Here is a 12,831-nt window from a genome sequence, read left to right on the forward strand (position 1 = left end):
GCCTGAAAGGATGGTATTCCCTCCTAATGTTTCTCCTCGGCCATAGCATTCATAATACGGGCAGGATTTGCCTCAACCCGGGCAAGTATCGCCTCGACTTTTGACTCCGGCAACCAATTAACCTTGCCGGTGCCGACGTCATAAATGGCACCAATCACTCTGGCGGTGTGGTTCTTCACCAGATCTCTGGTTGATGGACTCATCATGAACAGGTCTTCTATACCCTGCCAGACGTTTGCTTCAATAGCGGCAGGGATCACTTCATCACCATGCATCTCCGGATTCGCTGCCATGGCCGCTCGCACAGCCGGCTCTATGTTATCAACCAATTGAGGGATATTTCGTTCCAATGCGTGGCCCGTACCATGAACTGCATGCGTTACCGCTGTCACTGCACCGCATTGGGTATGGCCCAGCACCACCAGTATCGGTGTCTTGACATGGGCCAAACCGTATTCAATGGAACCCGCTTCGTCAGTATCGACAACATTCCCGGCAACCCGGACAACAAACGTATCCATAATTCCGGCATCGAAGAGAAGCTCAACCGGGACCCGAGAATCGGAGCAGGTGATGACCGTGGCATACGCATGGTCGCCCTGATTTTCCTTACCAGCCTGAATCAACCGCTCAGAACTGGTATTCGGATGCATTGACATACCTGAAACGAAACGTTCATTCCCCTTCTTTAACAGGTCTAAAGCTTCATCCGCGTTTGGTTTTGCAGCAGCAATGTCGCAAAAGATGAGCCAGGAGACAAGAAGGGTACTCAGCACGACAACCAGTTGCCTATTCATATCTGTCATAACATCATTGCTCCCCTTGATTGACGGGATCTGGGCTGATCAACACGCAGATCCCAATGCAGCTTTTCATTGTTTACAATGGCTTAGAATCGCTCAAATTCATCGTCAAGATTACTGCTGTCACTGCCCATATCCAGGTCCAAACCTCCAGATGCGGAGGTTACCTTTTTGCTCTTTTTCAATACCTGCTTTGGGGCAGGCAGGCTTACCTGCTTCTTTTTGGCTACCGGCTGGGCGGCATGACGAACCTTTGAGCCTGCCTTGGTATCGACTTTGAAGAAAGCAATGGTATCCTGCAGTTGCTCTGCCTGGCTGGAGAGTTCTTCCGAGGTCGAAGCCATCTCTTCTGAAGCCGAGGCATTCTGCTGAATAACCTGGTCGAGCTGCATAATTGCCTGGTTGACCTGCTCGGCACCGGTATCCTGTTCCTTGCTGGCAGCGGAAATTTCCTGGACCAGTTCGGCTGTACGCTGGATATCCGGCACCATTTGCGCCAGCATCTGGCCCGCCTGTTCGGCCACCTCGACACTACTGCCGGAGAGTTCACTGATTTCGGCTGCGGCATGCTGGCTTCTCTCCGCCAGTTTACGGACTTCGGCAGCAACCACGGCAAAACCCTTGCCATGCTCACCTGCTCTGGCTGCTTCGATGGCTGCGTTGAGAGCCAGCAAGTTGGTCTGACGGGCGATCTCTTCAATAATCGAAATCTTGCTGGCTATCTCTTTCATGGCCGTGAGCGTCTTGGCCACCGATTCGCCGCCTTTTTTCGCATCTTCCGCACTCTTGCTGGCTATTTTTTCGGTCTGCATTGCGTTATCGGCATTTTGGCGGATATTGGCAGCCATCTGCTCCATGGAGCTGGATGCCTCTTCAGCTGCTGCAGCCTGTTCGGTCGAACCCTGGCTCATCTCTTCAGATGAGGCCGAGAGCTCCTGACTGCCTGAGGCAACATTATCGGCGGCACTCTGGACATTGCCGACCACCTCTTTCAGTTTATCGACCATATTGTTAAGAGCGTTCGCCAATTGACCGATCTCATCTTTCTGCACGATATCAAGACGCTGAGTGAGGTCACCGTTGGCAACGGTTTCGGCAAACTTGACTCCCATAAAAATAGGCCTCGTGATAGCGCGGGTAATAAAGAAGGCGATGAGAATACCGAAAAGAACAGCCACAATCAGTCCGCCAATCATGATGTTGCTGGATTTACCCAGCGCGGATACCGCCTCCTCAGCGATGCTGATGGTGCCTTCCATGCCTTTGACGGCAACCTCACGGGCCTGGGCCACTACCGAATCGCCAATTTCACCCCGTTTTTGTCCCAGTTCCACATTTTTCAGCCAGAGATCAAGAAAATTAACCATCGCCTCCTTATACTGTGCAGCTGCATTTTCGGTATTGTCTATCCGCTTTATATCTTCCTCCAGGCGAGTTATTTTACGCAGCTCTGCAAACTTGTCTTTCATCACATCAAAGTTGGCATAGGCATCCTGAATAATCTTCGGCTCCCTTAGCGCCTGGGACTTCCAGGCGGCAATGCGGGTGGCATTGCCCACGTCGATGATATCGTTCACCACAGTTATCTTCTCAAGTCGTTCATCGAGCTGCTCCTCACTGAGACCAGCCTTGATATCTGCCTCCATCTTCTTATTTTGACCAGCAAGGAAATCGTTACAGTTATCCATATATTCCTCGGCGGAAATATCCAACTGATGCCGATACTCATCCATTTTCGAATTGACTGCCACCGTCTCGGCAACCGCTTGCTCATAGTCGGCAAGTTCCTTTTCAACCTTTTCAACAGCGGGTTTCAAGGCCTGCAGATTTGGTGAGTTATCGCCCAGGACCTTGGCCTGATCCAAGCGCTCATGCAGAGCCTTGATATTTTCATTGGCGTTATCCAGAAGGCTTTTCTCCCCTGTGAAGCCATAGCCGCGCATGGCATACATCGTCCGAAACGAGCTGCGCTCAATCTGGTTGGCGATTCCGACCTCTGGAACGTATTCTTTTTCAAGCATTGTTGATTTGGTTTTGATATTGCTCATGTTGAAGATGGCGAGGCCGCCAAGGCAAATGGAGATAATCAGCAGAGCAGCAAATCCCAATCCAATTTTAATTCCAAGTTTCATTCCCAAACCTCTCTGTTCATTTGTTTTCAATGGAAAATCATGGTCGCTGTTGTTGATTTCAATCTGCCTTTTCCGGCTGGGACTCTCCGCCCTGCACCATGGCAAGTTCTTCGTAGGAGAACACCTTGTCGATGTCCAGGAGGATTATGAAGACGTCTTCCCGCTTGCCCATCCCCTTAATGAAAGCAGTGTTCAGTTTCGTGCCGATTTTTGGTGCCGGTTCGATTTGATCCGGTTCCAGCTCTACGACTTCCTGAACCGAGTCAGCCAAGGCCCCGAGAACGGTGATCTCACCGTCCATCTCGATTTCTGCGATGATGATACAGGTATTGACCGTCTTCTCCGTCTGCTTCATGCCAAATTTCAGATTGAGGTCGATCACCGGCACCACACTGCCGCGCAGATTGATCACCCCCCGCATATATGCCGGTGTCTGGGGTACCCGAGTCACTGTCGTGAAATCAAGGACTTCTCTCACTTTGCCGATGGCCAGACCAAAGACCTCTTCATCGAGCTTAAAGGTGAGATATTGGTTCATTTCTATACTGCCGGTTTCGCTCATAGCCTCTTCTCCCATATTCAATTTTAGGGGTTTCTCTGATTATCGGGACAAGCGGAATCAGATACTTTTCAGCAGGGTCTCTCACGACCGTCTGCTAGTAAGACACTGTTTTAATTTTGCATTACATCAGTTTATGCCACGATTCCCGATCTGCCGTATTCGTTCTCAACACATCGACTTCATAGCTGATTATTTTGAACTTCCTGGACCAGACAGGGAACATCCAGAATAAGGGCCAGGGTGCCATCTCCCAGAATAGTGGCCCCAGATATTTCCTTTACATTTCGATACATATGACCGAGGTTCTTAATCACCGTCTGGTGCTGGCCAATGACTTCGTCAACAACAAAACCGATGCGGTGGCCATCAATGTGGGTAATGACAATCTGTTCGATTGCGGCTCTTTTGCCCTGGATGTTAAAATGGCGTCTGAGGTGGACATATGGGATGAGCTCACCTCGAATATGGGCAAGGTTGCGTCCCCTGGAGGCTCCTGCTTCGTCCTCCACCAACTCAACACATTCCTCAACAGCCGAGAGTGGCAGCACATAACGTTCTTCCCCAACCCTGGTCAGCAAGCCTTCGATGATTGCCAGGGTCAATGGGATTTTCAATGTTACCGTTGTCCCTTCTCTTTCAACGCTTTTGACATCGACACTGCCCCGCAATGCGTCGATGTTGGTGCGGACCACATCCATGCCGACGCCCCGCCCCGAAACACTGCTCACGACAACGGCGGTCGAAAAACCGGGGGAAAAGATAAAGCTGTACAATTCATCATCTGAGATATCGGCCCCCTCTTCCATGAGGCCGCGTTCAATTGCCTTTTTTCGAATTTTCTCTTTATTGATGCCAGCGCCATCGTCTCTGACGCGGATAAAGACATGCGCCCCAGAATGTTCGGCCTCTAAATGAATGGATCCCTCTCGTTTTTTGCCGCTGGCAACTCGCTTGTCCGGAGGCTCCACCCCGTGGTCCAGGGCGTTGCGAATCAGGTGCACCATGGGATCGTTGAGTTTTTCGATAACCGTCTTGTCAAGCTCGGTTTCTTCACCCACAGTGGTTAAAATCACCTCTCTGCCAAGATCACTCGACAGATCACGTACCAGTCGCCTGAATTTGGTGAATGTCGCCCCGATGGGCACCATGCGTATATTCATGGTATTGTCGCGCAGCTCGGCACTGAGACGCTCCACTTCTTCAGCCAGAAACTTGAGCTGTCCATCTTCCCCGCCATTTGCCAATTGGCTCAGTCGTGCCTGCACGGTAACGAGTTCGCCGACGAGATTGACCAGCTCATCAAGCTTTGATGATGGCACCCGGATACTTGAATCTACAACCGGCTTCTGCTTGTTCTGTTCTTTGACTTTGGCTTTGGCTTTTTTGAGATGGTTCTGTTCTCGTAAGGCTGCGTCGATCTTTTCTGCTGTAACCAGGCCTCTTTCCACCAGAATTTCACCCAGCCGTTTCTGACTGTGGACCGCTTTGCTCAGCTGTTCCCGGTCAAGCTCGCCACGCATTACCAGAATATCGCCCAAACGCAGGAGCTTATCCTGCGCGTCCTCTTCATCGGGCACGTTATGATGCTCAACAGCTTCGATTTTCAGATCTGAATCCTCGCCGATGAAGATAAAAACATCCTCAATTGCGTCTCGGCCTTTATCTGTCGTCAGTAAAATATCCCAGCCGAAATAGAATCGTTCAGGGTCAAGTTCTGACAAGCGAGGAATCCCATCGGTCATGCTGACCATGTCACAATCGCCAAGTTCTCTCAGGTCTTCGAGCAAAAAGAGTGGATTTGTGCCTGTACTGAAAACATCCTCCGGTGGCTTAAAACGGATGCGCCAGGTGGTCAGCGTTGCTTCTTCTTTGTCGGCTTTCTCCGGCACTGCAGCTTCCGGCGGTTCTGGCATATCTTGTGCAGCAGGCGATGGTGCAGAAAGCTTTTTCAGCTCGGTAACAACCCGCCCCGCTTCTTCATCCAATGCGGTGTCTTCACCTTGATCTGAGCCAAGCATTCCCCGGATGATGTCGCGGGATCTCAGGGTCAGATCGATGAGTTCACGACTGACCTCCATGTTTCCGGACCGGACCTCGTCGAAGACGGTCTCCACCTCATGGGTGAACGAGGAAACCCGATCAAAACCGAACATTGCACCTGAACCCTTTATGGTATGTAAGGCTCTGAAAACACTCCCCACCAGCTCGGAATTATCCGGAGACTCTTCCAGTTCCAGCAAAGATTCTTCCAGCTGTTCGAGGATTTCGGTTGCTTCTACAAGAAATACAGCCCTTCCGGCATCAAGACCTTGAGCATCACTCATGACTCTTTGGCTCCTGGATTTCCATTGATTGTCCGACTGATCAGTTGAGCAGTATCGACTGAAACCACCACTCTCTCTAGCGCAACACCTTCTTTACAACGTCGAGTAGTTGCTCAGGCTTAAACGGTTTAACGATCCAGCCAGTTGCCCCGGCCGCCTTACCGGCCTGTTTTTTTTCCGCCTGTGATTCTGTTGTCAACATGATGACCGGGATAAATTTGCCCTTAGGATTGGCACGGATTTTTTTGATGAAACCTATTCCATCCAGTTTGGGCATATTCAGATCCGTTATGACCATATCAACAGTTGCACCGTTTAATTTTGTCAGGCCATCTTCTCCATCCACCGCCTCGAGAACAGTATACCCAGCCCCCTTCAAGGTGAAGCTCACCATCTGACGGACACTTGCGCTATCGTCCACGGTCAAAATTGTCTTAGCCATCGCGTTTATCCTTTTTTAGTTCTCGTATAGAAATTTGCTGCTCTCGGTATTGCAAACGTGCTCATGCCGCCATTCCCAAAGCCTTTACAACTCTGCTGCACCGTCCATTGGGGCATCTTTATCTCTGCACCCTTTATGAAAATAAAAAATTATGAAAACTGATCATTTGTGTCGAAGTTCAGATTGCCGGCACAAACACTCCATAAGCAACTTTCTCGGGCAGCGGGAAAACAGCCACACTGTTTTACATAACCAGCTCGTTCCAGCAGGGTCTGCAGGTTGCCACTGACGTTGCCTTGTAAAAAAAGAGCCTTCTCTGTTAAGAAACATTCACGGTGGGCGGCACAGAGTACTTGAATAAACGAGACATCGGCCGACTCAACCTGATGGAGATCAAGATAGAGCCGATCAACTTCCCCTATCGCCTCAAGCAGTGCGTCTTTCGTCTCCCGGACCTCTGTCATGGTCACATCACCCACGAGAGAAAGCGTTCCCTCTGTTCCGACGTCCGTTCTGGTAATTTTCAGTGAATGCTCCATATTCGTTCTCCTTGCCCGGCAGTACTGGTTCGTCGGCACTAAAACAGCTCGACATTGTCGCCAAAATCCTCTTCTTTTGCCTTTTCACCGGAACGCTTTTTATCCTCGGGTGTATCATCCTCGAACAGTTCAAAACCATCGTCCTCAAACAGATCAACGCCTGAGGAGTCAGTATCAGTCCCGCCCTGTCCGGCAACCTGAGCATGAATGGACCGCTCGCGATCCATGACATATTGTTGCGCGATTTTCTCCACCATTTCCTTTACTTCAGAGCTTCTATCCTTGAATCGGGGATAGGCCTTTTCTATCTGATCAATGGTGCGGCAGACGGTCTGCCAGTTCCGGTCTATCCTATCCCCCAGTATCTGTGGGAATTTAATCCCTGGAACCAGTTTCGTTATCCGGTGGGAAAGATCTCGACTGGAACTGTCCATTTGCTGACCAATAGCGGTGACTTCCTGCAGCGATGCGAGAATTTCTCCGGTGAACTTTTTCGCACCGTCAATCATCTCATCTACCGTCACACTGTTCTGGTTGAGGGTATTGGCAAACTCAAGCTGCTTTTCTGTTCCTGCCATGATGCTCTGCAGCATTTTGATGGAATCGGTTGCACCATCGCGGGTATCCTGGGAGAGGTTGCTCAACTCCTTGGCGAGGACGGCCAGAGTTTCCCCGCCCACACTCGTTTTAATCGCCTCCACCATCGCATTGATAGCCAGCACCTTTACATCTGAAGCTATCTCTTCGATTTTATTTACAAAACTTCCTATCTCAACGACATTGTCATAGACATTACGACTGACTTCAGCCGCCTGCTTGACAACTTGCAAAGATTTGTTAAGTGATAACGAAACATTATCAATCTCTTTTTCAAGATCTGCTACTATCGAACTATTCCCTGTCCTTCCATCCATCTCTAATAAGGTTCTGGCGTCTTTTGCTTGAATTTGCGCCTGCTCCATCGACCTCTTAAGACCGGTCTCAATTTGTTTCCTGGCATGCATGACCTGCTCGTAGATCGAGTTGAGATGTGCAGCCTGAATGGATAAAATTGAGTATATTTCAAGGGCGGCCTGTTCACTCTCTTCTGCTGTCTCCATAGCACGGATGGATGCGGCTTTCCCGCTGACCTCTGTGAGAGCGGAAGAAACATTTTCAAGCTGCTGCCTGGTGATATCATGGAATTGCATAGCCATGACAACATCACCTATTCCCTGCACCATCGCGCTTGAGCGCTCCTGGATTCCGGCAGCCAGCTGATCCGACCTTCGGCCGATATTATCGAGTGATTGCAAAATATTGTTTATGGCCCTTTCGCCACTGTCATCGTACGAAACGTCTGTGCTGTTCAAGACCTGCCGCGAACTTGATATACCATTCTCAACGAGATTTGCTTTATCGATGCAATATCTGCAATTATCCAGGACCAGCCCGGCAATATCCGCAACTTCATCAGCAAGGAGAATGAAACCCTGCATGCCTTCCGGGGTTCTTGAACTTTCAACTTTGATTGCTATCCCCAGGACACGAAACGTCTTGCCGATGCTTTGCAATCTGCCGATTGGTTCACGTAACTTTTTTACCTGAACAAAAAGCTCTGCCAAAAGAGTATCGCCTTCGCTCAGGGAGGTAATTGTTGATTTGACATGATTCGCTACGGCATCAAAGAGTTGTGTGTTCGCTTCGAGAAGTGATCCATTTTCGGAAGTCGTATCGCCAGCGCTGAAATTCGCTAATGCACTCAATTTCACGGCATTATCCGTCATGCCAAAACATATGGTTGCCAAGGTGTTGAGCGTTTTGCCAATAGTCAAAAACTCAGGTTCTGTATCGGGCCCCAGAGCATTGAGATCTTTTGCACACGCAGTGATCTCATGTATATCGATAAGGTGCTGCCCCTGAAGATTCATCATTTCGCTCATAGCAGTAATGGCTCGTTAACCTTTTGTGGTTACCATCCGGCATCTGTGTCTACTCGCCTCGGCATGGCTACATGTTTTCAAAAACAATGTGAACCAACCCGTCATAAAAAACGGTTGAGACCGTAAAATTGCTCATACCTTTTTCTGTATCGATTGTTATGGACCGGTTGTATTGTGGAATTTGGTGTTCCATTATTTCCGAAATGAGATTTCGTATAGTGCACGTTTCACAATGTACGGTTCTGCCACACCCTCCAGCCAATTTCGAATACCTGCACTCCAATGCTTCCCCACCGAGCATCCCTATTACCCGCTCAATGGGTTTCTCCATCATGCGCAAACCAGCTTGATTTGCGGCAGCAACGCGACACTGAGAGTCTAATATCACAACGGGAACATCGAATGTTTCCAGATATTCATCATAGAAAAGGCCATTATCCTGTTTTAATAAGGGGATAATGCAATCCGGACAGATGCCATGGGTATTCCTTCTGACCTCAAATGGCTCTTTTTCTTTGATATATCTTCCGCAATATGAACAAATCAAATGCATGTACAACCTCTTTTCCTGCAGCAGCGGACGTTGTCCCAGTCCCGTTCCACTCTTCTCAAATGCATACAAGCAGTAGATAGGCAAACTCACTTTTTTATAGCATAAAGCGTGCCACTCAAGGACAAGGCGAGATACATGAAAAAATAACAGCAAACAATCGGTAATTTACACATTGTGGTGCTTTCAAGAAGCCCCCCGCAGTAGAGGAGGTAAACGGTACCAAACAGAAGAGGGAGGCAGAATTACCTCCTCCTTGAAAATGTTAGAGTCGAGCTGATACTGCTAACAGATGAATACCGGCGCGAAAAACAGCATATCAAACTGTAATCATACGATTATTCACCAATCGACAGTGTCGGAAAACCGCTGGTTCAGTGGAGGTCTTTTTACCAACTACGACATTTGGAGGTGACAGGCAATTTGGCCCTCACCAATCAGCGTATTTTGGCGCAACTCAAGACAACAATGAGAACTGATAAGACTTGACAGGGAAAATGAAGCGGAGTGGCGTTTGAGAGATGTGCGCTCAAACGTCTTCTGGGAGGTTTTTTTACCTACTGCAAATTGCCTTGAAGCATACTTTCGTCGTTCTTCTTACCATCTGCGCTTAACCACTACGGGTGTTCCACCCTACTGTACGGCAACAGCTCTATTACGGTCAGTTGCTAGAAAAAAAGCAAATCGGTATTGGGTGTCGATTCCGTTCTTGTTTTTTAAGAAAAATCTTTCACTGAAAGACCTAGTTCCTTGATTTTTGTGTAAAAGTTTTTCTTATGCATCCCACTCAATTCAAGGGCTTTCTTAAGACTGCCCTTTGCCAGGTAAAGTGTTTTGAGCAGGTACTCCTTGTCAAAGTCGAGCAACACTTCCGCTTTGGCATCTTTATATGATTTTAATGATTGTTTCTCGCCGGAGCCGCCCAAGGTCCGCTGGACATCCGCAAGGGATATTTTCCGGGTATCGGATGTTTGCGATATCTTGTATAAAGTCTGTTTCAATTGACGTACATTTCCAGGCCAATCCTCTTCGACCAGTCGGGAACATGCGTCTGCTGAAATATCATAGGTAATGTTTTTCGCAGTTCCAAAAAGGGCCAGAAAATGCCAGATCAGCGGCAGGATATCCGCTTTTCTTTCATGCAATGGTGTTGTCTTTATGATGACTCCGGATAAGCGATAAAAAAGATCGGTACGAAAGCTCCCTTCATCACACATTTTTTCAAGATTCCGGTTTGTTGCAGCAACAATCCTGACATCGGCATGCCTGATACTTGTGTCACCCACCTTGCTGTACTCTCCATCATCTAAAAAACGGAGGAGTTTTGCCTGAATTTCCGGTAACAGCTCACCAATTTCATCAAGAAATAACGTGCCGTTATCAGCCGCACCAACATAGCCTGCGGTCGTTTTAGAGGCACCGGTAAAAGCTCCGCTGACATGGCCAAAAAGCTCAGATTCGGCCAGTGAGCCGAGTACCGCACAGTTTATCGGGATAAAGGGTTTTGCGCTTCTCGCACTGTTGCGATGGATATCACGGGCGATGATCTCTTTTCCCGTGCCAGACTCTCCCATAATAAGCACCGGTAAGTCGGTTTTACCGACAGAAAGAACCTCCTGCCGGACATCGCGAGTGGACATCGATACCCCGATGAGATTACAGCCTCTGATTTTTTCGGAGTCACTCAGGTACGCATTGCGAAGTCTCTGGAAATGCAAAGCCGCATACACGGTATAGATAAGCTGGGATTCGTTGAAGGTCTTGAACAGGTAATGTGTGAGTCCCATTTTCAAACAGGGATCAAGATTATTTTCTTCCGGCACACCGGTAATAATTATGATTTCAGTATCCGGAAAGCACTCCATTATTTTTTTCGACAGTTGTACCCCATTGATACCCGGCATATTTATATCGATCAGGGCAAGCTGAAACTCCTGACGTCCGGCAATCCCATATGCCTCCTCAGAGTCGGAAAACGAACTAACCTCGTACCCCTGTGCGGTTAACACCTCGTCAATAAAGTCGGCAATTGATCTCTCGTCGTCAACAACTAGAACCCTGACACTTTTTTTTTGCCTTCACAGCGTTATTCACCTTGAGTCACCACTCTTTCAATGTCTTTTGCGGTAAACGGCTTTTTCAAAAATGCAGCATTACGTTTCAGGTAATCCTGTTCACCAATATCTTCACCTGACATAAATATAACCTTTGCCTGAGTACTGATCTTCGCCAATTTCTCCAAACATTCAAATCCGTCGCTATCGGTCAAGCCAACATCAATCAAAAGCACTGTAACGGCTTCGTGCACAAGCTCAAAATCTTCAATCGCCTCGCCGCAGGTTTCGGCTGAAAATACCACATGTCCTCGACGCTGCAAACTGCTCACGATCAGATCCCGCATCGCCTCGTCGTCTTCAACCACAAAGAATATCTCCCTTTTTCTTCCAAATTCTTTCTTTATGGGAGCCGCTGTGAAATGCACTTCACCACCCGCTTGTTTATCCTGTATCACTGTTTGGCGGGGCAGAGGAAATCGCGCTGCGAAGATGGTTTCTCCATTGTTGCCATCTGAATAGAGCAATGTGCCACCATGTTCCCTGGCAATAGTGCGGGCTGCATATAATCCCAAACCAGACAGCCCGCTCTGGGCGTTTTTTGTCGTCACAAAAGGTTCAAAAAGCGAATCAGCAACTATGGAGGAGACCCCTTTTCCCTTGTTTCGTACTGAGAGGACGAGTGCATCATCAAAACGCTGTTCTCTCTTGGCCATCAACGTGACAACGCCACCATCAGGCATTGCCTCAAGACCATTCTCCCCGAGATAAAAAAGCATCATGACAATGTCTTTCATTCGGCAATGCAGTCGTGGGAGTTCTCCCCGCTTTTCAACCACAAACTGGTGGGAACGGGAGAGTGTATTCAACGCTTCAACAGCAAACTCCAGTATCCGATCAACGGAATGGTCTGCTTTCTCAGTGAATGTATAGCGAGAAAATTCATAGAGAATAGCCGTTCTGTCAACCCCCCTCGTCAACAGGTCACTGACCAGTTGTATCCGATGCTCTCCTATTGAGCCAAAACCTGCCTCCTGGGCAATCAGGCTCAGCTGCCCGGATAACCCCGTAAAGATATTGTTATAATCATGCGTTACCCCCCTTGTCATGAGACAAAGAGAGCGAAAATATTTATATTCCAACAGGGCACCGTCCCGTCTTGCCAGTTCCGCCCCCCCGTTCTGCAGTTCATTGTCTTTTTTCATTTCAGGTGAACACTCTCATCGTATTGGCGATCGCAGGCATCGTCCATAGCCTGGCAAAAGCAAAAGAATAATGAATACCCGGTATCAATAGATTGCTCTATCGACAGATGAGTGGTTTGTACCACAACACCTGAAGCAAATATCATACCACCGAAAGAGTCGGAAGTTGAATACAAAATATTTTTACAGTCTTAGGAAATTCCTGCCACCTTCAGATCTGAAAAGGGCCATGCGAGATCATACACAAAGACAAATACGGTGGCGATTTTGCCTCCCATGCTCAGCTAAAGACAGATAT

At 48.4% G+C, this 12,831-nt stretch carries 9 protein-coding genes and 1 pseudogene; all 10 read right to left on the minus strand.

Translation table 11 applies throughout. From position 1 onward, the window contains the following. Positions 1–23 precede the first annotated feature (23 nt). The 10 genes and pseudogenes from BUF15_RS01870 to BUF15_RS01915 all read right to left on the minus strand — a co-directional run bounded on the left by BUF15_RS01870 (position 24) and on the right by BUF15_RS01915 (position 12,533). Entirely contained in the window at positions 24–797 is a 774-nt protein-coding gene (locus BUF15_RS01870; RefSeq protein WP_084553440.1) for a carbonic anhydrase, read from the minus strand. Between the two features lie 92 nt (positions 798–889). Beyond that, on the minus strand, positions 890–2,935 hold the full coding sequence (locus BUF15_RS01875; RefSeq protein WP_073611762.1) for a methyl-accepting chemotaxis protein: 2,046 nt from the start codon (positions 2,933–2,935) through the stop codon (positions 890–892). Positions 2,936–2,993: 58 nt separating this feature from the next. Further along, on the minus strand, positions 2,994–3,497 hold the full coding sequence (locus BUF15_RS01880) for a chemotaxis protein CheW (RefSeq protein ID WP_200802309.1): 504 nt from the start codon (positions 3,495–3,497) through the stop codon (positions 2,994–2,996). Positions 3,498–3,676: 179 nt separating this feature from the next. Further along, entirely contained in the window at positions 3,677–5,821 is a 2,145-nt protein-coding gene (locus tag BUF15_RS01885) for a chemotaxis protein CheA (protein WP_073611764.1), read from the minus strand. 76 nt (positions 5,822–5,897) lie between these two features. Next, positions 5,898–6,263 carry a response regulator gene (locus BUF15_RS01890; RefSeq protein ID WP_073611765.1) on the minus strand — a complete coding sequence of 122 codons (366 nt, stop codon included), beginning with the start codon at positions 6,261–6,263 and terminating at the stop codon, positions 5,898–5,900. Between the two features lie 149 nt (positions 6,264–6,412). Continuing rightward, positions 6,413–6,802 carry an STAS domain-containing protein gene (locus tag BUF15_RS01895; protein ID WP_073611766.1) on the minus strand — a complete coding sequence of 130 codons (390 nt, stop codon included), beginning with the start codon at positions 6,800–6,802 and terminating at the stop codon, positions 6,413–6,415. 38 nt (positions 6,803–6,840) lie between these two features. Then, complete coding sequence (locus tag BUF15_RS01900) at positions 6,841–8,724, minus strand: methyl-accepting chemotaxis protein (protein ID WP_073611767.1); 1,884 nt, start codon at positions 8,722–8,724, stop codon at positions 6,841–6,843. 1,266 nt (positions 8,725–9,990) lie between these two features. Continuing rightward, complete coding sequence (locus tag BUF15_RS01910) at positions 9,991–11,004, minus strand: sigma 54-interacting transcriptional regulator (protein ID WP_268753153.1); 1,014 nt, start codon at positions 11,002–11,004, stop codon at positions 9,991–9,993. Between the two features lie 12 nt (positions 11,005–11,016). Next, positions 11,017–11,319, minus strand: a pseudogene (locus BUF15_RS28010) (response regulator); the annotation flags it as partial. 41 nt (positions 11,320–11,360) lie between these two features. Then, on the minus strand, positions 11,361–12,533 hold the full coding sequence (locus BUF15_RS01915) for a hybrid sensor histidine kinase/response regulator (protein ID WP_073611770.1): 1,173 nt from the start codon (positions 12,531–12,533) through the stop codon (positions 11,361–11,363). Between the last annotated feature and the right edge of the window lie 298 nt (positions 12,534–12,831).

The sequence above is a fragment of the Desulfopila aestuarii DSM 18488 genome, assembly GCF_900143695.1.
GTDB classification, from domain to species: domain Bacteria; phylum Desulfobacterota; class Desulfobulbia; order Desulfobulbales; family Desulfocapsaceae; genus Desulfopila; species Desulfopila aestuarii.

Excerpts from the sequence above, each read along its gene's own strand:
- BUF15_RS01885 (WP_073611764.1), bottom strand. The coding sequence starts at position 5,821 with ATGAGTGATGCTCAAGGTCTTGATGCCGGAAGGGCTGTATTTCTTGTA.
- BUF15_RS01880 (WP_200802309.1), bottom strand. The coding sequence starts at position 3,497 with ATGAGCGAAACCGGCAGTATAGAAATGAACCAATATCTCACCTTTAAG.
- BUF15_RS01900 (WP_073611767.1), bottom strand. The coding sequence starts at position 8,724 with ATGAGCGAAATGATGAATCTTCAGGGGCAGCACCTTATCGATATACAT.
- BUF15_RS01870 (WP_084553440.1), bottom strand. The coding sequence starts at position 797 with ATGAATAGGCAACTGGTTGTCGTGCTGAGTACCCTTCTTGTCTCCTGG.
- BUF15_RS01875 (WP_073611762.1), bottom strand. The coding sequence starts at position 2,935 with ATGAAACTTGGAATTAAAATTGGATTGGGATTTGCTGCTCTGCTGATT.
- BUF15_RS01915 (WP_073611770.1), bottom strand. The coding sequence starts at position 12,533 with ATGAAAAAAGACAATGAACTGCAGAACGGGGGGGCGGAACTGGCAAGA.
- BUF15_RS01890 (WP_073611765.1), bottom strand. The coding sequence starts at position 6,263 with ATGGCTAAGACAATTTTGACCGTGGACGATAGCGCAAGTGTCCGTCAG.
- BUF15_RS01895 (WP_073611766.1), bottom strand. The coding sequence starts at position 6,802 with ATGGAGCATTCACTGAAAATTACCAGAACGGACGTCGGAACAGAGGGA.